The sequence below is a fragment of the Frankia sp. Mgl5 genome (genome assembly GCF_023242985.1).
In the GTDB taxonomy this organism is placed as follows: Bacteria; Actinomycetota; Actinomycetes; order Frankiales; family Frankiaceae; genus Parafrankia; species Parafrankia soli.
This window is the reverse complement of sequence record NZ_JALKFY010000817.1, coordinates 8,270-32,157: the sequence shown is the minus strand read 5'-3', so window position 1 is coordinate 32,157 and position 23,888 is coordinate 8,270. Positions and strand designations below refer to the sequence as shown.

Below are 23,888 nucleotides of genomic sequence, written 5' to 3'. Positions count from 1 at the left end.
CGGTAGATGCAGACCAGGGTGCCGTCCTGGTTGAGGCCGCGGGTCTCGACCGTCACGATGCCGCGGTCGTCCTTGCTCTTCGACTCCACCTTGTCCAGCACCGTCGACTCGCCGTAGATCGTGTCACCGTGGAAGACCGGCGCCACGTGCCGCAGCGACTCGACCTCCAGGTTGGCGATCGCCTTGCCCGAGACGTCGGCGACGGACATCCCGAGCAGCAGCGAGTAGACGTAGTTCCCGACGACCACGTTGCGCTTGAACTGGGTGGTGTGCTCGGCGTAGTTGGCGTCCAGGTGCAGCGGGTGGTGGTTCATCGTGAGCAGGCAGAACAGATGGTCGTCGTACTCGGTGACCGTCTTACCAGGCCAGTGCTTGTAGACCGCACCGACCTCGAACTCCTCGTAGTACCGGCCAAACTGCATGTGTTCCCCCAACTGCGCGGGATGAGCGGTTCAGTCTGCGCCCGCAGCTCGCGTCCGGCCCCGCCTGATCTCTGCGAGCGCTCCCTCGCCCGAGCCTCCAGCCGTCCCAGGACGCCGCCTTCCTGCGGCCTCCGTAGCGCGGTCGTCGCACCCTGCCAGCCGGGACCACCTGGCGAGCATCTTGTATATACGTACCAGTGTTTTTATATAGGAACTATCTTGCTGTCAAGATGGCGGAGCCGATCCCCGACCGGATCCTGCGGCTTGCGAATCGTCTGACCGGGAAGATCCACCTAACGGGGCGGCCGGCCCGGTCAGGCCTGTGCCGGTCGGGCCGGTGGGACGGCACCTCCCCGCCCCCTCTCCACCCGACGACTCCAAGGCGGGAGATCTCGCGACCGGCCTCCGCGACCGACGGCGAGGCAACCCCGACGACCAGGCGGCCCGAGGGCACCTCCTGGTTTTGCGCGCCCGCCCCGGGGAATATCGGGCAAGAGCCGGGATACGATCACGGAAAAGGCAGAGTGAAATCGGCGTTTCGGACCAAAATACCCCAGACCACAGTGGGTGGGATATCAGTTCCACCGCGGGTGGCCCAGACAGCATGATCCGCATTTTCGCTGCCGGCGGCAAGACAGGGCGCCTGATGATGTCCATGGACTGGTCCAACACACCACTCGGGCCGCTCAGCGACTGGGAGAAGTCACTGCGCATGGCCGTGGGCCTCTGCCTTGAGTCACACTTCCCACTGGAGATCCTGTGGGGCCCGGACCTGGTCGAGATACACAACGACGCCGTCATACCCATGCTCGGCCGCAAGCATCCGGGATGTATAGGCCAGCCGTTTCGGGACGTCTTTCCCGAGGCAGCGGACCGGCTTGTCCCCATGCTTGAGCAGGTGATGTCCGGCGGCGAAGCGACGTGGGAGGAGGACTGGCCGTCCAGACTCAATCGCCACGGCTATCTCGAGGACTGCTATTTCACCTTCTCCTACAGCCCGATCCGGCGCCTTCCCGCGGGCGGTGTGGCCGGCGTGTTCGCCGCGCTGCAGGAGACCACCCGGCAGGTACTCGGCACACGACGCCTTCGATGCCTGCACGAGCTCGTCAGCGCCACGGCCGGTCGGCCCACCCAGGCGGAGGTGTTCACCCAGGGCATCGAGGTGCTCGGTCGCTTCACCTCCGACATCCCCTACTGCCTCGTTGTCCTCGAGGAGGCGCAGACGCGGAAGCTCGCCGTGACGGCATCGGCTGGTATCGCCGGAGCCACGGGAACCCCGTACACGCTCGATCCCGGCGACGCCTCCGGACTCGGGGACTCGATGGTTGCGGGACGGACGCAGATCGTCGCTCGTCTGCTGGCCCGTCTCGCGTTACGGCAGTCAGCTGACACCCCACCGTCCACCGCCGCGATGGTCGTCCCCCTGCCGGAGGGAGGCGACAGACGCCCTGTCGGACTTCTCATCTTCGGGACAAGCGACCGGCTCCCTTTGAACGCGGACTACCGGAGCTTCCTGAGTCTCGTGGCCACCCAGATCTCGGCGGCCAGCGTTGCGGCGCAGTCAGCCGAGCGGGAACGCCTCCTTGCCGCCGACGCGCATCATCGCGCCTTCCATGACGCGCTGACCGAGTTGCCGAACAGAGCGGCCATGTTCGCCCAGCTCGAACGCACGATCGCCGAAACCGAAACCGAAACCGAAACCGAAAAAAGCCAGACACGAGCCGGCTTCCTTTTCGTTGATCTCGACGGATTCAAGCGGGTCAACGACACGTTGGGCCATCTGGCGGGCGACGATCTGCTCCGTGATGTCGCCGGGCGACTTCGCCGTGTGGTCCGCCCCGGTGACGTCGTGGCCCGGCTCGCCGGCGACGAGTTCGGAGTCCTGTGCCGCAACATCACGTCCTGCGGCGCGGTCGAAGCTGTCGCCGACCGCATCGTCGCCAGCGTGGATCTGGCCATCGGCCGCCAGCAGGTCCCGGTCACGGCCAGCGTCGGCATTGCGATGATCGGACCCGGGACCACCAACCCCGAGGATGTCGTATGCGCCGCGGATGCGGCCATGTATTTCGCCAAGCGTCGGGGGCGGGGCTACTGGCGACACTCCGCGGAGGCGGAGGCGGCCCGCCACGACACCGACGCCGGCCCTCCCTCGGAGCCAGCTCGGCCGCGCGACGGCTGACGCATGTCGGAGACCGTCCCGCAACGCGCCCGAGCACGCGCGAGCTGATCAGGACGACCTCATAGGGATAGTTGTCCGAAGAAAGGACCCCGTCTCATTGCGCACCTGAGGGAGTAGACATCAAGCGGATCGGATGCTGCTGACCCTCGGCTCGCTATCGGTTCTCGATCGCTTCGACCAGTAGCTCTGTGAGCTCATCAGGGTGCGTCAGCATCGGCTCGTGGCATGCGGCGATAACCCGACGATGGAAGTGCGGGTCGGACTCGGCACGTGCGCGTTGACGTGCCGCCTCCACTGCGGGAAGCCGACTCGGATTGCACTCGATCGTCGTACCTGGGTGCGACCAGGCCCGGTCTGTGGGGCCGATCTTGTCGAGGTAGGTCTTGATCGGCTGCGGAGTCGTCTTGGAGTTGACCCATGCGATCTGGTCGGGATCGCTCAGACCCCACCAACTGGCGTCGGATGTCGGCACGTACCAGCCCTCTCCACCCTCGGCGGCCATCGCCTTCATCTGTGCGGCTCGCTCGTCACCGATGAGATCGAAGACTGACTCGCCCTCGCGCGGAAGATGTGCGTCCACCCAGACGACGGTGCGTACGCGGTCGAAGACCTGCTGCATCGCACCTGCCACAGGCATGCCGCCGTAGCTGTGGGCCACCAGGACGACGTCGCTCAGGTCCTCGTACTCGAAGACGCCGACCAAGTCGTCGATGTGTGTCTCGAGGCCAATCTCCGAGCGCAGAAGATGCGCTCGCTCACCGAGGCCGGTCAAGGTCGGCCTATACGTGGGGTAGCCGAGGTCGCGGAGTCGAGAGGCAACGTCGCGCCACGCCCAGCCACCGTGTCGGCCGCCGTGAACGAGGACGAAGCCCGTGGGCTGCTGCTTGGCCATGGGTCCTCCTAAGCGAACGTTGTAGGCAGCTCGACGTGTTGTGACAGCACAGCTGGGATGTCCTCTTCCGCCAGCTCGGCGACTCCGTCATCCCCACGCACGACTGCTTCGACGTCCTGGGAAGTCGGCAACGAGGTGAGGATGAGCTCCACCCGGCTGGCGAGCTCATGCGGCGTCTCCGCCCAGGACCCGCCCCGGCCGAGACGGTCGGCGGCGGACTCCTTGCACAGGTCGTTGACCACGAGGTCGTGGCCGGCGTTCTGCAGGCTCGCGGCCATCCCGCGGCCCATCGCGCCGAGGCCGATAAAACCGATCTCCATCTCTCTACCCTCTCGATCCCTCGTACGAGTCCGGGTGCTCCGCGTCAGCCGATGAGGGCGCGCTCGCGGAGTACCTCCTCAGCAACGCTGAAGCCTTCACCGGTGGCGGGGAGCCCGCAGCAGACAGCGGTCTGCAGTAGAATTTCCCGGATCTCGTCGACCGAGCAGCCGTTGTTGAGCGCACCTTCGATGTGGTGGCGCAGCTGGTTCGGCTTTCTCAGCACGACGAGTTTCTCAGCACGACTAGCAGCACGATGTTGATGACGCTCCGCACCTTGCGGTCGATACCGGGCCGCGACCAGGTCCGACCGAAGCAGACCTCAGCCGAGTAGTCCTGGGTGCAGCATTGAAGTCATTACACTGTTTGGCGCGCCGGGGCAAGTAGCCCTCGGATACTTCATGCAGTACGTCGAGGAGGGTCGAAGATCCGGAGCAGTTCCTCGACGTCGTCCAGCTCCTCGACAGCCCGGGAAAGTCGAACCAGGCGATCGACGTCGACTGTCGGCAGGGCTTCGACCCACTTGTCGCGCAAGTCGTCCCAACCAATGGGATCTCCCGCGCTGTGGCCCTTGGGCTGATCGACCCGATGTGAAAGCCTCGAGCCATCGCGCATCACAAAGGTCACACGGGCCCCGCGGCCGTTCGGCTGCTCGGTGTCCAGTTCAGCGTCAGACCGAAGCCGGATGCGTCGCCTCATCGACTGGAAGCCGGAGTCCGACAGAAGGAGCGGAAAGGGGCTCTCCCGCAACTTCAGCCCGTCCTGTACGATTGCCGCGCCAAGCATGTCCTGAAGACAGATGTTGTGCATGGCACGATTGTCGACTACGCGCAGCGCATTGGTAGGCATACCGACCTCGACCGTGTCGATCTCGGCCGCCCGAATTCGATGATCGTGGATCACCGTCATCGCTGCCTCGACCGCCGCGTGGATCGGGTAGCCCGCGTTGACGAACTTGAAGTTCGCGCCCATCACGGCGTAGTCGTGGCCGAGTCCGTCGGTCAGCGAACTCGCGCCGTCCTCAAGGCCCCACGCCGCAAGCAGCCCGTTCTCCGCGCCGAGCACGTCCTCGCATCCTTCCAGCCCGGCATTCGCCATCAGCGCGGCCGAAACGCCGGCGAAGGCGTACTGGCCGTTGCAGAACGACTTGCTGATGTGGCGCTGCTCCTGGAAGAGCGCGACCAGGCCGTTGGCCTGGAATGTCGCGAGGGCCATCGCGTTGCCGTACGCTTCCGGGCCGAGGCCGAGGATGCGGCACGCCGCGACGGTCGCACCGATCGCATGAAGAAAGTCCGCATGCATGTGAAGGCGCGACTTCACCCCGAAGACCCCACCGCACGCGCGGATGAGCCGGTTGCCGATCTCGTAGCCGAGAACGACGGCGTTGAGCAGAGTGCCGCCCGTCGCCCGCCGGTGCTCGGCAATCGCCGCCACGGCGTGGACGATCGTCGCCCCGGGATGCCCACCGACAACGTGAGCACCGTCGACCTCGTCGGCGTGCCCGGCCGTGCCGTTCGCGAGAGCCGCGTATGGCGCGGTTGTGCGGTGCTCAGTTCCGAGAATTCGGCACGCCCCCGCTCCGCCCATCGAGGCCGCGTAGCCGGTGGCCAGCTTCCCCGCTGTCCGGGTCTGTCCGAAGACCGCGCAGGCCAGCTCATCCATAACGATGAGCCGCCCACGTTCCCGAACGTCGGCAGGTAACGCGTCGATCGAGGTCGATGCGGCGTACTCCGCGACGATCCTCGTGAGGTTCACCAGGCCCGTGCGCCTCGTCTCGCTCATCAAATCCGCGCTCTCTGGCTCGCGAGTGTGCTCGCGTCGATCACTAAGCGACAGCTTACGTCGATCTCGATGAGCGCGTCATTCTGCCCCACGTCGCAACGTCCGATGGTGACCGTCTCGAACTGGCCGGTCGCACACGCCGTCAATCGAGCCCTGCGGGTGATCATGCGACTCCTCTGTCCTCGCTCGTGACCCGACAAAATTCGGGCGTCAGCCGATGACGGACTTGCACTCGAGGTATTCCTCTATGCCGTAGCGACCCATCTCGCGGCCGAGGCCAGAGATCTTGAAGCCGCCGTGGGTTGCCTTCATATTGATAGGCGTTCCGCTGATCCGGATCCGGCCGGTGCGGACCGGGGTCGCAACCGCTCGCGCGTGCTCCCACCATCTTCCTCAGGGGCAGCGAGATCGCGCCATTGGGCTCGTTCTTCTTCGCCTGGCCGGAATTCCGGCGGGTCCGGGCGCCGATACGGTCGGACAGCGTGCCGCCGAACAGCAGCAGGGCCGAGAACATGAGGGTGTAGCCGGTGACGACCCATGTGGGCTGGCAGCACCTGCCGTGACGGCCGCGGTCACGCCGAGTCGCGCACGGTGACCACGGCACGGCCCCGGACCCGACCGTGGTGCAGGGCGTCCACAGCCTCGTTGATCTGATCGAGCCCGAACCGGTCCGTCACCAGCAGGGCGGGATCGAAGCGGCCGTCGTTCGTCCAGTTCACGAAGGTCGCGAAATCGCGGACCGGATCGCAGCCACCCCCGACCGAGCCAGCCAGGCTCTTCTCACCGTTCAGCAGGTCGAAACTGTCGAGGCTGAACGGCTCGCGCGGAATGCCGACGAGAACATCGGTACCGCCGCGAACTCCTGCGCCGCGGATACCCGGACGCACGGCCGCAAGGCTCACCGGAATGTTGTTTCCGATGCCGGTGCAGTCCAGGCAGTAGTCGGCACCCGCGGTTCCGTCGTCGTGCCGGGTCAGCTGACGGATCGCCTCCACCGGGTCGGTCTCGCGGGCGTTGACGCCGTCGGTGGCGCCGAACTTCGCCGCCAGGGCGAGCTTCGCGTCGCTCACGTCGACGGCGATGACCCGCCCTGCGCCCAGAATCGCGGCGCCGGCGATGGCGCACAGCCCCACGCCACCCGCACCCCAGACCGCGACCGACTGGCCGGCCCGGAGATCGATGCTGTTCATCACGGCGCCGGCGCCGGTCATCAGCGCACAGCCGATGATGCTCCCGAGGTCGGGGTCGGTGCCCTCGGGCATCCGAACGACATACTGCTCGTCGACCAGGGCGTGGGTCCCCCAGGTGTGGCAGTTGTGCGACGCGGCCACATCGCCGTCGGGGAACGCCAGCCGGGACGGCGAGGGTGGACGGCCCTCCCGGGGGCTGCGGGGGATCCAGGTGATGCACACCTGGTCGCCCTCTCGCACATAGGTCACCTCTGCACCGACCGCGACAACCGTCCCGATCGACTCGTGGCCCAGCAGCATCGGGGCGGTCCGGGAAGGGCTGAAGATCCGGTCGAGCTGACTGTGGCACACCCCGAACGCGCTCTGCTCGACCACGACCTCGAACGGGCCGGGCGGCGGCATGGTCAGTTCCCGAAACTCGAGCAGGTGGGTTCCGGGGGGTAGCACCGCTATCCGAGCACGCACCGACATGTCCTCTCCACCCTTCTTCCCCGCCATCGCGTTCCCGGCTGGTCTCCTGCCCGCTCGCTCACCCGATCGACTGGTATTCCAGGAACTCCTCGATACCGAAACGGCCGTTCTCCCGGCCGATGCCCGAGAGCTTGAAACCGCCGTGCGGCGCACGCGGGTTGACCGCTGAGCCGTTGATGCGGATCCGACCCGTGCGCAGGCGGAGCGCGACTTCGCGGGCGCGCGCGGGCGAGGCGGCCCAGACGCCACCGGCGAGACCGTAGTCGGAGTCGTTGGCGATCGCGATCGCCTCGTCCTCGGTGTCGTACGGGAGGATCGTCACCACCGGCCCGAAGATCTCCTCGCGGGCGATCCGCATGTCCGGTGTCCCGCTGAAGATGGTCGGCTTCACGTAGTAACCAGTGGCGAGACCTTCGGGCTGCTCGGGGCCGCCGGTCACCAGCGTGGCGCCCTGGTCGATGCCCGACTGGATCAGTTCGCGGACGCGGTCCCGCTGGGCGCGGGTCACCACCGGCCCGAGGCTGGTCCCCGCCGCGAACGGATCGCCGAGCACGTAGGACTCTGCGGCAGCGCGCGCGGCATCCTCGGCCTCGGCCAGCCGCGCGCGGGGCACGAGCACGCGGGTGAGGCCGCCGCACACCTGCCCGCTGTTCCGGAAGGCGTCGGCGATCCCGGCGGTGACGGCCCTGGCGATGTCGGCGTCCTCGAGGATGACGTTGGCGGACTTGCCGCCGAGCTCGAGTCCGACCCGCTTGACCGTGCGGGAGGCGATCTCCATGACGCGGCTGCCCGCGCGCACCGAACCGGTGATCGAGACCATGTCGACCAGGCGGTGGCCGGCGATGGCCTCGCCCACCACCGGGCCGGTGCCGCTGACCAGGTTGACCACGCCGGCGGGCAAGCCGGCCTTCTGCGTGCCCTCGGCGAAGAAGAAGGAGCTGCGCGGGGCGATCTCGGTGCCCTTGAGAACGACGGTGCAGCCCGCCGCGACGGCGGCGCCGACCTTCATCGCGATCATCAACAGCGGCACGTTCCACGGCGTGATCGCGCCGACCACCCCGACCGGGGCCCGGTGCACGAGCGTGTCCCCGACCGCCACGTTCCAGTCGACCTCCGCCAGCACGTCGGCCGTGCCGCGAAGGTGCTTGACCGTGGACAGCGTCTGGTGAGCTGTGGCGATGCTCAGCGGCTCGCCGATCTCCTGGACGATCGCCTCGGTGATCTCGTCGGCCCGGCCCTCCACGAAGTCGGCCAGGCCGCGTAGCACGTCGGCCCGCTCGTCGAGCGTCGAACGGGACCAGCCGTCGAAGGCCCGGGCGGCGGCGGCCGCCGCCCGGTCGACGTCCTCGGGTGTCCCGTCCGGAATCGTGCCGATGATCTTCTCGGTGACCGGGTTCTCGACGTTGATCACGCCGGTGCCGGAGGACGGGACCCACTCACCGTCGATGAGGATGAGGTCCTGACTGATCACGCCGCCACCCCTCTGTCGCGAAGTTCATTATTACGAACAAAAATTCGTAATTGCAATCACATTACGATGATCACGCGGGGGTGTCAACGGGCAGGTCAAGCCCCTGCCGAACCCCACGGCCCAGCCACCCGCCAGCGGCCATCCAGATCAACAGGACGCCCCGCGACCCCCGCGCCTCCGCAGCTCCCCTTGACATGACCCCGGCTCGAACGTAGCGTTTACGGCCGCATATAAGGACTCAATTCCCTATATAGGAATGACCCTTTTTCGGGTGGCACGCGACCACCGATCCGGAGCCGAAGAGACGACGCGGCCGTCAGGCGTGGGGGCAGGTACCCCGACACAGCGAGACCCGATCCGCGGTCCTGCGGCGAGCCGGTCCCCGTCCTGCCGTTGGGAGCACAGATGCGGTTCGGGCGCTTCTACGAGGAGTTCGACCTGGGCGCCGTCTACCGGCACTGGCCGGGGAAGACGGTCACCGAATACGACAACCACCTGTTCTGCCAGCTCACCATGAATCATCGCTCGGCAAGGCGGAGTCCAGAAGCAGGAACGACCACGGCGTCGTGAGCGTTGAGACCCGCGGCTACAACCAGGACGGAACTCTCGTCTGCGTCTATCGGCGCAAGGTCATAGTGCCCCGGCGGGTCCGCTGAGGCGCCGCCGCGGCTGAGCCGTGCGCAGCGATCAGTCGCGCCGGCCTCTGGCGACCGTCCACCGCTCGGGCCGCCCGGCTCTACGGACCAGGCGCCCGTCCTCCGACAGCCGGGCGAGGTGGGCGTAGGTCTCGGCGAGAGCTGAGCGCAGCGACCGCGGGGTGAACGAGTCGAACGGCCGCGCCCACCGCACCGCACGGGACACATCCCAGACGGTCTCCCGCCCCTCGCGCACCGCCTGCTCGATCTCGCGCAGCCGCGACTGGTGATGCACCTCCAGCACGCCGAGCCGGTCGGAGAGACGGTCGAACGACCACTCGTGCCCGGGCAGGGCCAGCAGGTTGTCGGGAAGGTCCCGGAGGTGCCGCAACGAGTCGAGGAAGTCCAGCAGCGGGTCGGCGGCCGACCCGGGACGCAGTGCCACGTTCGGGGTCACCTTGGGCAGAACGTGGTCGCCGGTGAACACCAGGCCTCGTTCACGGTCGTGGAAGCACAGATGGCCGGTGGTGTGTCCAGGTGTGTGGAGCGCGACGAGGGCACCCCCGGTGCCAGGCACCGCCGCGCCGTCGAGGAGCTCGATGTCCGCCTCGACGCCGGGCAGCGCCGCCTCGAGCTCGGCGAGCTCCGACTCGAGGCCCGCCAGTCGCGTCGCAGACACCCCGCTCGCGCCCAGCCAGTCGGCGATCTCCACGACGCGGGCCCGCCGTTCCGCGGCGCCCACGCGGATCTGTGCCCGTTCGGCAGGGTGCGCGGCGATCCAGGCCGTGGTGTGCTCCCGGATGCGGCGGGCGAGCCCGTAATGATCCGGATGCGCGTGGGTGATGACAGCCCCGATCACCTCGTCGAGGCTGTGACCGGCCCGGGCCAGCCCGGATCGGAAGGCGCTCCACGCCTCGTCCGAGTCCCACCCGAGATCCACCACGACGATCCCCTCGGCCGCCCGCACCGCGTAGGAGTACGAGTAGGCGAGCGGACTCGGGAACGGGACCGCCGTCGCCCACACCCCGCCCGCCACCGCGAAGCCCTCGATCCGTCGGGTCGGCGCTTCCGCGACGGCACGCGACTCACCCACATCTCCTCCTCACGCAGCAGGGTTCCCGTGGTCGCGACGCTCCCACCGGCCCACGGAACGCCTCAGATGACCTCGGCCTCCCGCAGCTTGGCGATGTCGTCGACGGACATGCCCAGCTCCGCGGTAAGGACCTCGTCGGTGTCGGCGCCGATCTCGCGCGCCCGCCACGGCTCCACCATGGGCGAGTCCGACAGGAACAGCGGACTGCCGAGCGTCATGAACGAGCCCTGCTCGTCGGTGACAGTGCGGAGCACGCCGCGCTCGCGTACGTGCGGGTCCTCGAGCAGCTCCGGCAGGGTGACGACCGGAGCGGAGGGGATGCGTGCCTCCACCAGCATCCGCGCCAGCAGGTCCTTGGGGCGGGCCCTCGTCCAGTTCTCGACGACCGCGTCGACGTCGTCTATGTGGGCGCACCGGCTGCTCATGTCCGCGAAGCGCGGGTCGTCGGTGGCGGGATCCCCCATCAGCTCACACAGCCGCCGCCAGTGCGCGTCGGTCGGGCACAGTACGGCGATCCACCCGTCGTTGGTGCGGTAGGCGTTGTACGGGGCGACGGCCAGCCCGCCGTGCCGGTTGCCCGTGCGTTCGTGGCTCTCGGTCGCGCTGCTCAGCAGCCCGGCGATGTTGGACGTCAGCGACGGGACGATGGCGTCCTGCAGGGCCACCTCGACATGCTGACCGCGACCGGTGCGGGTGCGTTGGAACAGCGCGGCGAGCACACCCGCGAGCATGTGCGTGCCCGCGACGAAGTCGACAACCGACGGGCCGGTGCGGACCGGCGCCCCGTCGGCGAACCCTGTGGTGCTCATGATCGCGCTACGTGCCTGGATCGTGAGATCCATCGCCGGCTCGCCCGCGTACGGCCCGAACGAACCGAAGCCGGTGCCCGATGCCATGACAAGGCCCGGGTTGATCGCGCTGAGCTGCTCGTAGCCGAGACCGCGCCGGTCCATCGCCCCCGGCGACAGGTTCTGGACGAGCACGTCGGCGGTGCGGACGAGGTTGCGGAGCACCTCCTGCCCGGCAGGCTGTTTGAGGTCCAGCCGAATGGTGCGCTTACCGGAGTTGAGAAACCGGAACTGGATCGGGAAGCCGTCGTGGTCGACGGTGGGCAGCCGGCGGTACGGGTCCCCCTCCGGCGCCTCGACCTTGATGACGTCCGCGCCGAGGCGTGCCATCAACATCGAGCAATAAGGGGCAAAGTAGAACTGACCTACACAAATCACCTTCACGCCTTCGAGCGCGGTCATCCAGGGCCTCCGTGGTCACTCGGGCGCGAGCGTCGCGGATCGCGCGCCAGTCCGGATGTGCCGCAGTGAACTGCTCGACGCGCTGAGCACCGACACCACGGCCTGTTCGCATTTACGTACAGGAGTACGCATTTACAGCCCGATGCTAGGAGCGACACATATGACTGTCAACGCCTCCGACGCGATCGCGCATCGAGGGACACACCCCCGCGCCCCGCCCCGCGAGAGGCCCGGGACGTTGACAGCCCCCCATACGAGACCCTACCGTGCTGTTCGCACATACAATCGGTCATTCGCATATACGCACCGCAGTACCAGGCATGCGGCACCCGACACGCAGAGCGATGCGGACATCGAGGTCGGGCAGGTCCCCCGAGCGGGGATCCACGGAGAAGCGATCTTTTGCAGAGGCGGTCCCGCCAGAGACGGCCGTCTGACGGTCGTGCCCCGGAGGGGCGCCATCGTCCCTGAAAACGGAAGGACATCTGCAACATGAAGGTGGGTTTCATCGGGCTCGGCGCCATGGGCGCCGGAATGGCGCTCAACCTGCGCGCGGCCGGCTATGAACTGATTGTGCACGATCTCCGCCGGGAGAGCGCCGCGGAACACGAGGCGGCCGGGGCGACCTGGGCCGACTCGGTCATCGATCTCGCCCGCCAGGTCGATGTGGTCCTCACATCACTACCGGGCCCGCAGGAAATGCAGGAACTGGGCCTCGGCGAGAACGGGCTGTGCAGCGGCCTGCGGGCGGGCGCCGTCTGGTTCGACCTCACCACCAACTCGCCGACCGTGGTCCGCGAGGTGCACGAGACCTGCCGCAAGCACAGCATCGAACTGTTCGACGCGCCGGTGAGCGGCGGCCCCAAAGGCGCCCGGTCAGGCAAGCTCGCGATCTACGTTGGCGGCGATCAGGCGGCCTTCGAGCGCCACCGCGCCGTCCTCGACGCCATCGGCGACCAGGTGATCCTCGTCGGCGAGATCGGCGCGGGCAACACCGCGAAGCTGGTCCACAACTGCGCCAGCATGATGATCCGCTCGGCGACCGCCGAGGTCTTCACGATGGGGGTCAAGGCGGGTGTCGAGCCGGCGGCCCTCTGGCACGCGATGCGCCAGGGCGCGATCGGCCGGGCCCGCACGTTCGACCGCATCAGCGACCGCTATCTGCAGTCTGCCTTCGAGCCGCCCTCGTTCGCCCTGGCGCTGGCGAACAAGGATCTTCGGCTGGCGATCGAGCTGGCCGACGAGCTCGGCGTCCCCATGCGCGCCGCCCGCCTCGTGCAGGAGGACTTCGCGGAAGCCCTCGAACGGGGCTGGGGCGGTCGCGACTCGCAGACACCGCTGCTCCTGCAGAACGAACGAGCGGGCGTCGAGATCAAGCTCTCGGCCAGCGAGGTACAGGAAGTTCTCGACCGCGGCTGAGACACCAAGACGGACCGACGCACACCCGACACCGACGCAGGAGGAAAAACAGCGTGACCGACAAGGAGAACGGCCGGCGCGTCCTGAGCGAGCTCATGGGTGCCGACTATGTCGCGGCAAAGGACAAGAAGCGCAACTCCTTCAACGAGGTGATCCAGGATTACTCCGAAGAGGTCTGCTTCGGGCGGATCTGGTCCCGCGAAGGAATCGACCGCAAGCAGCGCAGCATCATCAACGTCGCTATGCTCACCGCGTTGAACAGGCCCGCGCAGCTCGCCCACCACATCGAGGGCGCGATGACCAACGGCGCCACGGTCGCCGAGATCCAGGAGATCCTGCTGCAGACGGCGGTCTACTGCGGGCTGCCCGCGGCGGGCGAGGCCTTCCGTATCGCGGAGGAGGTCCTCCGCGAAGGCGGACACCTCGACTGAGACTGTCTCGACCGTCACCCGGGGCGCGGCGCCACGCCGCCACCGGGCCGCCCACCTGGAGGAGCCCGCCCGGATGACCGGGTCCCGCACCCTGCTGCTGCTGCGGCACGGGGAGAGCGCCTGGAACGCCGCAGACCGCTTCGCCGGCTGGGTCGACGTGCCGCTGTCCGCACGCGGCCGGGTTCAGGCCGGCCGGTGCGGCGACCTGCTCCGCGACACCGGCCTCCTCCCCGACGTCGTGCACACCTCCCTTCTGCGCCGGGCCGTGTCGACCGCGGACCTCGCGCTCGACGCCGCCGACCGGCACTGGATCCCGGTCCGGCGCAGCTGGCGGCTCAACGAGCGCCACTACGGCGCCCTGCAGGGCCGTAACCGCATGCAGGTCCGCGCCGAGTACGGCGCGGACCTGCTTCGTCTCTGGCGCCGCTCGTTCCACGGAACGCCGCCGCCGATCGCCCCGGGCAGCGTCTTCGGCCAGGACGACGACGCACGGTACCGGGAGCTGGGCGTACACGTCCCCCGGACGGAGTCCATCGCGGACGTCCTCGACCGGCTCCGCCCGTACTACGAGTCGGAGATCGCGGACGATCTGGATGCCGGCCGGACCGTTCTGGTCGTGGCCCACGGCAACGTCCTGCGTGCCCTGATCCGCCACCTCGGCGCCCAGGCCGGCGACCCGACCGACGACGACCTGAGCGAGGTGCGGCTGCCCACGGGCGCCCTGCTGCGCTACGACCTCACCGACGTCGGGCTGCCGGTCCGGCCCGGCGGTGTCCTGCTGAGCGCGTCGGGAGCGACGCAGAGATGACGGTGCCCACCGGCGACTGCCGGTGGGCACCGTCGCGGGCGGATCGCCGTGGGGAAGCGGATCGCCGTTGGTCCGGGTCGCCATCGCCGCGATCGCGCCGCCGCTACCGGATTGCGCCGTCCCGGTGCAGCGTCTGCAGTTCGTCGTCGGTGAAGCCCCAGTCCGCCAGGGCTTCCCGGGTGTGCTCCCCGGGCCTGGGCGGGGCCGTCCGGATGGCCGCCGGGGTCCGCCCGAACCGGGGCGCCGGCGCGGGATGGGGGATTCCGCCGAGTTCCGGGAAGCCGTCACGCGCCTGGTGATGGGGATGTGCGGACACCTCCCCGAGGGACAGCACGGGCGAGTAGCAGCCGTCGACGTCGGCGAGCAGCTTGGTCCACTCGTCGCGGGTGCGGGTCGCGAAGACCGCCGCGAGCCGGCGCCGCAGTTCGGCCCAGTCGGTGCGGTCGATCGTCGACACCGGCATGGTGATGCCGTCGAGGTCCACGCCGATGGCGTCGAACAGCACCCGCTGGAACTTCGGCTCGATCGCGCCGATCGCGACGTACCGGTGGTCGCTCGTCTCGTAGACGTTGTAGAACGGCGCGCCGGAGTCCACGTAGTTCGTGCCGCGTTCGTCGCTCCACGTGCCCATCATCCGACGTCCGTGGTACAGGGTCATGAGCAGCGACGCCCCGTCCACCATCGCCGCGTCGACCACCTGGCCCCGGCCCGAGCCGCGCGCCTCCAGCAGCGCGCACACGATGCCGAAGGCGAGCATCATGCCGCCGCCCGCGTAGTCACCGATCAGGTTGAGCGGGATGGCGGGCGGCCCGCCCGCGTAGCCGAGGGGGTCGAGCGCCCCGGCGAGCGCGATGTAGTTGATGTCGTGGCCGGCCTTGTCCGCCAGGGGCCCGGTCTGCCCCCAGCCCGTGCCGCGCCCGTAGACGATCCGCGGGTTTCGCCGCAGGCACGCGTCCGGGCCGATCCCGAGACGTTCGGCGACGCCGGGCCGGTACCCCTCGTAGATCACGTCCGCCCGTTCGACCAGACGCAGCACCACCTCGGGGCCGGCTCCGTGCTTGAGATCGACGACCACGGAGCGCCGTCCGCGGTTGTACAGCTCCAGGCGGTGGTCGGGCGCCTGCGGACGGGCGGGGGGATCCGGCCGGTCGATGCGCAGGATCTCCGCTCCCATGTCCGCCAGGAGCATGCCCGCGAAGGGCCCGGGGCCCCGGCCCGCGATCTCAAGGACGCGCGTCCCTGCGAGCGGGCCGGAGCCAACCGGCAGGCTCACGGTGCGGAGACGTTGGTCAGGTTGCGCGGCTTCCACCGCAGCAGGCGCTTCTCCAGCAGCGTCACCAGTGCGTTGATGATGGTGGACACCACCACGAGCACGGCGATGCCCGCGAAGACGCCGGCGGTGTAGAAGTTACCCGCCGACCGCTGGATCAGATAACCGATGCCGGTGTTGGCGCCGATGATCTCGGCGGTGACCGCCGCGACGAGCGCGTAGGGCACCGAGACCCGCAGGCCCTGGATGATCCAGGTCCCGGCCGAGGGGATCCGAACTTTCAGCTGCACGGTGAGCCTCGACGCGTTCATCACCTTCAGCACGTCGATAAGGCGCTGTTCGACGTCACGCACACCTTCGTAGGTGCTGTAGAAGACGAGGAAGAAGACGATGAGGGTGACCAGCGCCACCTTGGAACCCAGGCCGAATCCGAACCACAGGATGAAAAGCGGCACCAGGGCCAGCCGCGGGACCGCGTTGAGCGCGACGATGAACGGCTGGAAGATCTCGCCGAGCATCGGGCTGCTGCCCAGCACGATGCCCACCAGAACGCCGAGCACCGCGCCGATGGCGAACCCGTACACCGTCGCGATGACGGTCGCCTGGATGCTGTCCAGCAGCACGCCCTCCTCGACCCAGCCGGTCAGCGCCGACCAGATCTCGGACGGCTTGCTGACGTAGAAACTGTCGATGAGCACGCCCGACTCGGTCGCGGGGTCCCCGCTCGCGGTCTCCCAGAGTGCCAGCACCCCGACCGGGAGTACCACCCGCGAGATGAGGACGATCAGCCGCTTGATGTCCATCGGGCGGCGCGGCTTGCGGGCCGCGGTGGTGGACGACTGCTCATCCGAGCCGGTGACGGTGGCCGCCACGGGGCCGCCCAGCACACCGCCCTGCGCGCCGCCGCCGCCCGGCACGCCGACGCCCTGCGGCCCGGCCGGCACCGCGGCCTGCACTCCGGCTGTTGTCGACACCGGCGTCGGGTTCACGATGCCTCCTTGGCGGGTGAAGAGTGGTCCAGCAACTTCCACAGTCGTTCCCAGAGCTCGCCGTAGACCGGGCTGAGCCGCAGTTCGGCGAGGTCCCGTGGCCGCTCCAGCGGCACGTCCTCCACGTGGACGACGCGGCCCGGGCGGGTTCCGAACACGACGACCTTGTCTGCCAGCAGAAGAGCCTCATCCAGATCATGCGTCACGAAGATGATGGTTTTGCGGTCCCGCTCCCAGATCCGCAGCAGCTCCTTCTGCATCGTGAACCGCAGCTGCGCGTCGAGCGCCCCGAACGGCTCGTCCATGAGCAGCGTCGAGGGGTTGTACACCAGGCCACGCGCGAGCGAGGCACGCTTCTGCATGCCGCCCGACAGCTGCGAGGGGTACCGCTGCGCGAAGCCCTTGAGCCCCACCAGCTCGATCACCTCGGCGACCCGCTGGCGGCGCTCCTTGCGGGGCACCCTCTCGATCTCGAGGGCGATCCCGACGTTCTTCTCCAGGGTGCGCCACGGCAGAAGATTGTCGTGCTGGGTGATGAACCCGACCCCGGTGTTTACCCCGTTCAGCCGGTTGCCGCGGAAGTAAACGGCACCCTCGCTTGGTCCCAGCAGCCCGGCTGACATGTTCAGCAGCGTGGTCTTGCCACATCCGCTCGGACCGATAAAGCAGACGAACGAGCCGCTCTCGATATCGAGATCGACCGACTCGAGCGCGGCGAACTCCCCGTCACCGGAGCGGAACTTTCGGCTGACCTTCTGGAAGGAGAACTCCGGGGCCTTCTCCGTCGAGGTAGCGGTCTCCCCGGGCCCTGCGCTCCCGGTCAGCGGATTCTTCGACATCATCGCCTCCTCGTCACGGCTGCGCGGCCTTCGCGGCGCTCAGGTCGTAGATGTCGTCGAAGCCGAAGGTGAGCGGCGAGTCACGGTTGAGGTTCACGAGCCGGACCTGGTTGTCGAACATCTCCTGGGTCGTCAGGGGAGACGCGTCCTTGTAGGCACCGACCGCGACCTCCCAGCCCGCATTGAAGGCCGTCTCGTTCAGGTTGGCGAACTGCGGCAATCCCCGCACCTTGTCCCGCAGCTCATCGGTCGGGTTGTGCAGGTCCCGGTCGGCGAGCCACACGGCCTGCATGACGCGCTTGGCGATCTCGGGGTTCTGCTCCAGCCAGGAGCGGGTGGTGTAGTACTCGTGCGAGGCCAGCGGAAGGATGGACGGAAGGTCGACCGCCCAGTTCAGCCACAGCCCGCCCCAGCCCTCCGCCTCGGGGAAGTTGACCCGCGGGAACGACTGGGCGAACCCGCTGACCCGACCCTGCCGCGTGGTCGCGATCTGGGCGGAGGCGTCGTTGTTGGGAAGGATCGTCACGTCGTGATCCGGATCGACGCCGTACTCGCTGAGCATGACGCGCAGATAGGTGTTGCCGGTGGAGCCCTCCGGCGAGGAGGTGAGGGTGAGGCCGCGCAGCGCCTGGACGCGCTCTTCCGCGGACGACTCCGGTGTCACTCCGCGCTCGGCGAGAGTGTCCAGCGTCTCCTGGTTCAGCGCCAGCCCGAAGGTGATACTGGGGTTCATGGTTCCGAGGCTGACGAGGTTGGTCTTGCCCTCGGCATAGGCGTTGTACAGCGCGCCTGCACCGGACGTACCGATGTTGGTGTCCCCGGAGATCACGGCCTGGGTGATCAGAGATGCATTGCTGGCGTTCGAGAAACTGATATCGGCGTCGAGTCCGACCTGCCTGAAGTAGTCCTGCGCAACGATGACCACGGTGGGGAGGTCGGTAAAGGTCGCCGAGGTAGACATGATCTTGACTTTCAGCGCCCCGTCGTCTCCCGCGCTGTTGTCCGAGGAGCCCCCGCAACCCGCGGCTATGCTCCCGGCGACCGCAAGGACAGCGACAGCGGACACGGTCCGGCGCGACCTCGGCGACGAAGACGACCTTCGTAAGGGAAGTAAGGACAGTCGTCGCATAGCGGGCATTTGTGGCTCCTTTGTCGCGGACGTCAGAACGTGCCTGAAGTCGCCGAAGCAGCCACGGCATGGCACAGCCGTGGCTACTACTTTGATGGGCTTTCGCGTCGATCGGGCAGCGTAAAGAGGACGTGGGTGCGATGCGTGGGACCCCGCTCGCCGTGGTACTCGCACCACCGCGAATGGGCCCGACGGATCTCGCGATCCACGGCGGGCAGATCTTCACGCAGCCATCGGACGTATATACGAACGTGTGACCGTACTAACGATTGGCAGAAAGGTAGGGCGGCGGATCGACCCTGTCAACAGGCGGTATAGCCACACGTCCGCGGCGAGGCACCCCGGCGCGGCGCGCGACGTCCCATCACACCGGCGGGCCGCACTCCCGACACTGCCCGGTGGCATGCCGCAGCGCAACCATCCCGCCACGTCCAGTAGCGGCCCGCTACAGCGGTTCGCGCGGTGAGGCCCCCGACCGGTCGCGCCACTTCGCGATGTGGCACTTGATGAGTTCGCCGAGTTCGTCCACCCGCGGGTCGACGTGCACGCTCTCGCCGACGAGGGTCACCGCCGCGATCGCGCGACCGGTGGCGTGCGGCAGGACGACCGCGACTCCCGTGCGCCGGCTGATGGCATTGACGCTGACCGCGACCCCCGACTCTCGGATGCCGGGCAGCACGGCCAGGAACCGCTCGACCTTCTCGACCTCGTCGGGTTCCCGCCGCCGCAGGTAGGCCTGGAGCTCCAGCGCGGGTAGCGTCGCGAGGAGCGCCCGCCCCCCGGCCGTCGTCAGCAGGCTGCGCCGGATGTTGGACCGCGCCTGGAACACGGTCATCATGTCGCTGCCCGTGTGCGCGATGTAGAGCAGGCTGTCGCCGGACCGGACGCCGACGAACGCGGTGAGGCCCGCCTCCCGGTGCAGGGTCTCGAGATCGGCCGTCGACACCAGGCCCGCGCGGACGTCGCCGCTGGCGATGGTCAGGCTGAAGAACGCGGGCCCCAGGTAGAGCCGGTGGTCCTGCTCCACGAGCCAGTCGGTGTCCAGCAGGCCCCGAATGAACCCGTAGACCGAGCTCTTGGGCGCTTCGAGCGCACGGGTCAGCTCCGCGTAGCTGATCCCCGGGCGGTAGACGACCTCCTCGAGGATGCGGGTCACCCTCGTGATCGTGCGATGGCCCTCGACCATGTTCTGCACGTCCTTCCGTCACGAGCCCCGAACCGAGCCCCGCCGCAGCCGGCCACAGGGCGGTCTGCGCCACGGATGCCTGCACAGTAGCCGCAGGCCCGGCGGACCGGCCGCCGCGATGGGCGGCCCGGCACCCCGGCCACCGTGACGCGCCGGACGGAGCGCCGGCGGGCGCATTGACCCGGGTTTCCGTGCGCTGTACCGTCGCGATCGCCAAGAGGAACGGTTGTCCGTATATACGACCACGGTAGTACATGTGACCCCGCGTCCCCGCGGTGCTCGCGCAAGGGAGACAGTCGTGATCGAAAAAAGAACGATCTTCATCGACGGTGAGTGGGTCAGCTCGGCGGGCACCGGCACCCTGACCGTCATCAACCCGGCCACCGAGGAACCGCTCGCGACGTTACCGCGGGGCCACGCCGACGACGTCGACCGCGCCGCCCAGGCCGCCTCGCGGGCGTTCGAGCCCTGGTCGCGCTCGACGGTCGACGACCGGATCGACATGCTCACCCGCATCGCCGACATCCTCGACACACGGGCCGAGGAGCTGGCGCGCACGATCGTGAGCGAGGTCGGCACACCGATCACACTCGCCCGCGGCTCGCAGTCCGCCACCGCCATCAACGACCTGCGCCTCGCCGCGGCGAGCCTGAAGGACATCGTGTGGGAGGAGCGGTTCGACGACACGATCGTGCGGCGCATCCCCGCGGGTGTCGCCGGGGCGATCACCCCGTGGAACGGGCCGATGCGGATGATCGCGCTCAAGGCGGGCGCGGCCATCGCCGCCGGCTGCACCATGGTGCTCAAGGGCACCGAGGTCGCGCCGCTGAGCGCCTTCCTGTTCGCCGAGGCCGCCGCCGAGGCCGGCCTACCCAGGGGCGTGTTCAACCTGGTCAGCGGAACGGGCCCGGAGATCGGCGAGGCGCTCGCGACCCATCCGCTCATCGACATCGTCTCGCTCACCGGCTCGGTGCGCGCGGGCAGCCGGGTGATGGAGCTGGCGTCGCGGTCGGTCAAGCGCGTGGCTCTGGAGCTCGGCGGCAAGTCCGCCAACATCATTCTTGCGGACGCCGACCTGGAGAAGGCCGTCGTCGACGGGCTCGGCGACGCCTTCCGCAACTCCGGCCAGGTCTGTGGCGGCCTCTCGCGCATGCTGGTCCCCCGCGGGCGGCTGGCCGAAGCCGAGGAGATCGCCGCGGCGAAGGCGACGAGCTACGTGATCGGCGACCCCCTGGACGAGGCCACGACCCTCGGACCGGTGGTCTCCGATGCCCAGCGCGACCGCGTGCGCCGCTACATCCAGACCGGCATCGACGAGGGACTGCGGCTGATCGCCGGCGGTCCGGAGGCGCCGGCGCACCTCGACCGGGGCTACTACGTGCAGCCGACCGTCTTCACCGGTGACAACAGCAGCAGGCTGGCCCAGGAGGAGATCTTCGGACCGGTGGTCATCATCATCCCGTTCGACGACACCGACGAGGCCGTCGCCATCGCCAACGACTCCGACTACGGGCTCGCGGGCGCGGTCTGGGCGGCCGACCCCGCGCGGGCACGGGACGTCGGGCGGCGCATCCGCACCGGACGCGTACGGATCAACGGCGCGCCCATCGACATGCGCGCCCCGCACGGTGGCCTCAAGCGGTCGGGCATCGGCCGGGAGATGGGCCGGTACGGAATCGAGGAGTACCTCGAGTACCAGTCGCTCATCAGCTGAACCCCGGACCCGGCGAGCCATCGAGAGGCAGTCATCGTGATCACCGCAAAGGCCCGGGCCATGAGCGGCCCGACGGCACCGTTCAGCACGATCACCGTCGAGCGCCGCGACGTCGGCCCGCGCGACGTGCTGATCGACATCGCCTACGCCGGGGTCTGCCACACCGACGTCCACCACGCCCGCGCGGAGTTCGGGCACACCCGCTATCCGATCGTGCCCGGTCACGAGATCGCCGGCATCGTCCGCGAGGTGGGCGCGCAGGTCGCCGGGCTGACCGCCGGCGACCACGTGGGCGTCGGCTGCCTGGTCGACTCGTGCCGGGACTGCCCCGCCTGCCGCGCGGGGCAGGAGTCCTACTGCCGCCGCGGCAAGGTGCTGACCTACAACGGGGTGGGTCGCGACGGGGCGACCACGCTGGGCGGGTACAGCGAACTCGTGGTCGTCGACCAGCGCTTCGTCGCCCGCATCCCCGACGCCCTGCCGCTGGACGCCGCGGCCCCCCTGCTCTGCGCGGGCATCACGATGTACCAGCCGCTGCGGCGCTGGGGCGCGGGCCCCGGCAGGCGGGTCGGCATCCTGGGGTTCGGCGGGCTCGGGCACATCGGCGTCCAGATCTCCCACGCGCTCGGCGCGCGCACGACGGTCCTGGAACTCACCGAGGACCGCCGCGCCGACGCCGAGCGCCTCGGGGCGGACGACTACCGGACGACCGGCGACCTGGGCTCGCTGCGGGACTCGTTCGACCTGATCGTGTCGACGGTCCCGACGAACTACGATCTGTCCGCCCATCTCGACCTGCTCGACCTGGACGGCACGTTCGTCAACCTCGGCGTGCCCGACGAGCCGCTGCGCGTCGACCCCTACACGCTGCTGACGAACCGGCGCGTGCTGGCCGGTTCGATGAGCGGCGGCATGCCGCAGACGCAGGAGATGCTCGACTTCTGCGCCGAGAACGGCATCAGTGCCGAGGTGGAGGTCGTCGCGGCCAAGGAGCTCGACCAGGTCTACGACCGCCTCGGTGCCGGCGACGTCCGGTACCGGTTCGTGCTCGACGTCGCGACCATCGCCGAGTCCTGAGCCGGCCGGGCGGTACGGCCACGTCGGAACGACTACGGCGTGGCCGTACCGCCCGGGTGCCACGTCTCGCCGGGACGGCGCGGGTGGCGGTAGGCGTGGGTCGGCCGGAACGGGTCCACGTCGTCGGACCAGTCACGGCGCACCGCGGCCCAGCGTTCCATCAGATCGTCCTCATGGGCGTAGTCGAACCGGTCACCGAGCCGCTTCTCCTCCGGACCGCCGGGCACCGGCGGGTGTTCGACCAGCCAGTCGACCGTCGCGCCGAGGGCGTCCGCCGCGGGGGTGGTGTCGGCGTAGCCCAGCTCCGCCCGGATGCGGGCGTTGCCGCGCAGCCGGTGGTCGGGCCCGTGGCGCCAGTACGGGTGGCACGGGGTCGCCAGCGGGTAGGGCAGGTCGACCAGTTCCACGTCCACGCCGAGCCGGGCGGCGATGAACTCGATGCGCTGGCGCATCGTGAACACGTTGTCGTCGGCGACCACGTACTTGCGCCCGGACGCGGCCGCGCGGTGGTCCACCGCCAGCAGCACGGCATGCACCGCATGCTCGGTGTAGAGCCTGCTCTCCATGCGGATGGCCCCGTCGGCGACGACGATGCGGCGCCTGCCGTCGAGGATCCGCCGCACGATGCACCACTCGTGCGGCGCGACCTGCCGCGGGCCGTAGACCACGGGATAGGCCAGCAGGGTCGCCGCGAACGCGCCCGCCGCGTGGGCGTCGAACAGGGCCCGTTCCGCGGCGGCCATCCTGACCGCGAGCGTGCCGTGTGCGGGGTCCTGTTCCAGGTGCTCGGCCTCTTCGGGGGGCAGGGCGGGCCGGCCCAGCGCTCCCCAGCGCGGATCGGCGGCGTGCGCGAGGGAGCCGTGGGCACCCCCGACGGCGACCACCCGGTCGGTGCGGCCGGCGAGGACCTGCGCGGTGACCGCGAGCCGCCCGTACTGAGCCACCACGAGGTCGAACTCCGCCCGGCCCAGGCCGGCGCCGAGCGTGTCCGGCCAATGCGGGTCGGTGTGGATGTGGCGGACCTCGGCAGGCAGCTCGACCTCGTGCTGGCCGCCGTGCAGGATCGTCACGTCGAAGCCGCGGTCGAGCAGTCCGCGCACCACTCCCGGCCCGGTAGGCCCGGTGCCACCGATGACAAGCGCGGAACGCGACACAGCCTCTCCTCGCACTCAGTTCTGGCCGGCGCTGTTTCGTCTGCGCTGCTTCGCCGACACTGCTTCGGCAGGGGTGTCGTGCCGCAGCCGTACCCGGCCTCGGTGCGCGCCGCGTCGGGGGCCGCCCCCGGCGGGGGGGGCCCCCCGGCCGCCGGCGGGCGGCGGCGGG

21 protein-coding genes and 2 pseudogenes are annotated in these 23,888 nt (G+C 69.1%); 7 read left to right on the top strand and 16 right to left on the bottom strand.

Features of this window, described 5'->3' with window-relative positions; all coding sequences use genetic code 11:
- On the bottom strand, positions 1 to 422 hold a 422-nt coding region (locus tag MXD62_RS32105), incomplete at its 3' end, for a MaoC family dehydratase (protein ID WP_248833117.1).
- 337 nt (positions 423 to 759) lie between these two features.
- On the opposite strand from MXD62_RS32105, the gene MXD62_RS32100 reads away from it, so the two are divergent.
- Positions 760 to 2,601, top strand: a complete 1,842-nt coding sequence (locus MXD62_RS32100; RefSeq protein WP_248833116.1) for a diguanylate cyclase — start codon at positions 760 to 762, stop codon at positions 2,599 to 2,601.
- 154 nt (positions 2,602 to 2,755) lie between these two features.
- On the opposite strand, the gene MXD62_RS32095 is transcribed toward MXD62_RS32100, so the two are convergent.
- From MXD62_RS32095 to MXD62_RS32065, 7 genes and pseudogenes are all read right to left on the bottom strand, one after another.
- Positions 2,756 to 3,493, bottom strand: coding sequence for an alpha/beta fold hydrolase (locus MXD62_RS32095; RefSeq protein ID WP_248833115.1), 738 nt, complete (start codon positions 3,491 to 3,493; stop codon positions 2,756 to 2,758).
- 8 nt (positions 3,494 to 3,501) lie between these two features.
- Positions 3,502 to 3,813 carry an NAD(P)-binding domain-containing protein gene (locus MXD62_RS32090; RefSeq protein WP_248833114.1) on the bottom strand — a complete coding sequence of 104 codons (312 nt, stop codon included), beginning with the start codon at positions 3,811 to 3,813 and terminating at the stop codon, positions 3,502 to 3,504.
- Positions 3,814 to 3,857: 44 nt separating this feature from the next.
- Entirely contained in the window at positions 3,858 to 4,037 is a 180-nt protein-coding gene (locus tag MXD62_RS32085) for a carboxymuconolactone decarboxylase family protein (protein ID WP_248833113.1), read from the bottom strand.
- Positions 4,038 to 4,210: 173 nt separating this feature from the next.
- Entirely contained in the window at positions 4,211 to 5,593 is a 1,383-nt protein-coding gene (locus MXD62_RS32080) for an MmgE/PrpD family protein (RefSeq protein WP_248833112.1), read from the bottom strand.
- 210 nt (positions 5,594 to 5,803) lie between these two features.
- Positions 5,804 to 5,962, bottom strand: a pseudogene (locus MXD62_RS32075) (aldehyde dehydrogenase family protein); the annotation flags it as partial.
- A 203-nt stretch (positions 5,963 to 6,165) separates the two neighbouring features.
- Positions 6,166 to 7,254, bottom strand: coding sequence for a zinc-binding dehydrogenase (locus MXD62_RS32070; RefSeq protein WP_248833111.1), 1,089 nt, complete (start codon positions 7,252 to 7,254; stop codon positions 6,166 to 6,168).
- A gap of 58 nt (positions 7,255 to 7,312) precedes the next feature.
- The gene (locus MXD62_RS32065) at positions 7,313 to 8,725 is read right to left on the bottom strand and encodes an aldehyde dehydrogenase family protein (RefSeq protein ID WP_248833110.1); all 1,413 of its coding nucleotides are present in this window, start codon (positions 8,723 to 8,725) and stop codon (positions 7,313 to 7,315) included.
- A gap of 405 nt (positions 8,726 to 9,130) precedes the next feature.
- On the opposite strand from MXD62_RS32065, the pseudogene MXD62_RS32060 reads away from it, so the two are divergent.
- Positions 9,131 to 9,381, top strand: a pseudogene (locus MXD62_RS32060) (hypothetical protein).
- A 31-nt stretch (positions 9,382 to 9,412) separates the two neighbouring features.
- On the opposite strand, the gene MXD62_RS32055 reads toward MXD62_RS32060, so the two are convergent.
- Positions 9,413 to 10,453, bottom strand: a complete 1,041-nt coding sequence (locus tag MXD62_RS32055; protein ID WP_248833109.1) for an MBL fold metallo-hydrolase — start codon at positions 10,451 to 10,453, stop codon at positions 9,413 to 9,415.
- A gap of 62 nt (positions 10,454 to 10,515) precedes the next feature.
- Positions 10,516 to 11,703, bottom strand: a complete 1,188-nt coding sequence (locus MXD62_RS32050; protein ID WP_248833108.1) for a CoA transferase — start codon at positions 11,701 to 11,703, stop codon at positions 10,516 to 10,518.
- A 483-nt stretch (positions 11,704 to 12,186) separates the two neighbouring features.
- Between MXD62_RS32050 and MXD62_RS32045 the strand changes: the two genes are divergently transcribed.
- From MXD62_RS32045 to MXD62_RS32035, 3 genes are all read left to right on the top strand, one after another.
- Complete coding sequence (locus MXD62_RS32045; RefSeq protein ID WP_308301360.1) at positions 12,187 to 13,122, top strand: NAD(P)-dependent oxidoreductase; 936 nt, start codon at positions 12,187 to 12,189, stop codon at positions 13,120 to 13,122.
- A 53-nt stretch (positions 13,123 to 13,175) separates the two neighbouring features.
- Positions 13,176 to 13,553, top strand: coding sequence for a carboxymuconolactone decarboxylase family protein (locus MXD62_RS32040; protein WP_112105886.1), 378 nt, complete (start codon positions 13,176 to 13,178; stop codon positions 13,551 to 13,553).
- Positions 13,554 to 13,626: 73 nt separating this feature from the next.
- Positions 13,627 to 14,361 (top strand): 2,3-bisphosphoglycerate-dependent phosphoglycerate mutase, encoded by a 735-nt coding sequence (locus tag MXD62_RS32035; RefSeq protein WP_248833106.1) that lies wholly within the window; start codon positions 13,627 to 13,629, stop codon positions 14,359 to 14,361.
- A 103-nt stretch (positions 14,362 to 14,464) separates the two neighbouring features.
- Here the strand turns inward: MXD62_RS32035 and MXD62_RS32030 are convergent, their stop codons facing one another.
- The 5 genes from MXD62_RS32030 to MXD62_RS32010 all read right to left on the bottom strand — a co-directional run bounded on the left by MXD62_RS32030 (position 14,465) and on the right by MXD62_RS32010 (position 19,774).
- Positions 14,465 to 15,634, bottom strand: coding sequence for a CaiB/BaiF CoA-transferase family protein (locus MXD62_RS32030; RefSeq protein ID WP_248833105.1), 1,170 nt, complete (start codon positions 15,632 to 15,634; stop codon positions 14,465 to 14,467).
- Positions 15,631 to 16,620: an ABC transporter permease gene (locus tag MXD62_RS32025; protein WP_248833104.1), complete on the bottom strand. Its 990-nt coding sequence runs from the start codon at positions 16,618 to 16,620 to the stop codon at positions 15,631 to 15,633. Before MXD62_RS32025 ends, MXD62_RS32030 begins: the two co-directional genes overlap by 4 nt.
- Positions 16,617 to 17,462, bottom strand: a complete 846-nt coding sequence (locus tag MXD62_RS32020; protein ID WP_248833103.1) for an ABC transporter ATP-binding protein — start codon at positions 17,460 to 17,462, stop codon at positions 16,617 to 16,619. The genes MXD62_RS32025 and MXD62_RS32020 overlap by 4 nt, the downstream gene beginning before the upstream one ends.
- 10 nt (positions 17,463 to 17,472) lie before the next feature.
- Positions 17,473 to 18,420: an ABC transporter substrate-binding protein gene (locus tag MXD62_RS32015; RefSeq protein ID WP_248833102.1), complete on the bottom strand. Its 948-nt coding sequence runs from the start codon at positions 18,418 to 18,420 to the stop codon at positions 17,473 to 17,475.
- A gap of 613 nt (positions 18,421 to 19,033) precedes the next feature.
- Positions 19,034 to 19,774 carry an IclR family transcriptional regulator C-terminal domain-containing protein gene (locus MXD62_RS32010; protein ID WP_248833101.1) on the bottom strand — a complete coding sequence of 247 codons (741 nt, stop codon included), beginning with the start codon at positions 19,772 to 19,774 and terminating at the stop codon, positions 19,034 to 19,036.
- A 298-nt stretch (positions 19,775 to 20,072) separates the two neighbouring features.
- On the opposite strand from MXD62_RS32010, the gene MXD62_RS32005 reads away from it, so the two are divergent.
- On the top strand, positions 20,073 to 21,488 hold the full coding sequence (locus MXD62_RS32005) for an aldehyde dehydrogenase family protein (protein ID WP_248833100.1): 1,416 nt from the start codon (positions 20,073 to 20,075) through the stop codon (positions 21,486 to 21,488).
- 36 nt (positions 21,489 to 21,524) lie between these two features.
- Positions 21,525 to 22,565 (top strand): NAD(P)-dependent alcohol dehydrogenase, encoded by a 1,041-nt coding sequence (locus MXD62_RS32000; protein ID WP_248833099.1) that lies wholly within the window; start codon positions 21,525 to 21,527, stop codon positions 22,563 to 22,565.
- A 32-nt stretch (positions 22,566 to 22,597) separates the two neighbouring features.
- On the opposite strand, the gene MXD62_RS31995 is transcribed toward MXD62_RS32000, so the two are convergent.
- Positions 22,598 to 23,719 carry an NAD-dependent dehydratase gene (locus tag MXD62_RS31995; RefSeq protein WP_248833098.1) on the bottom strand — a complete coding sequence of 374 codons (1,122 nt, stop codon included), beginning with the start codon at positions 23,717 to 23,719 and terminating at the stop codon, positions 22,598 to 22,600.
- Between the last annotated feature and the right edge of the window lie 169 nt (positions 23,720 to 23,888).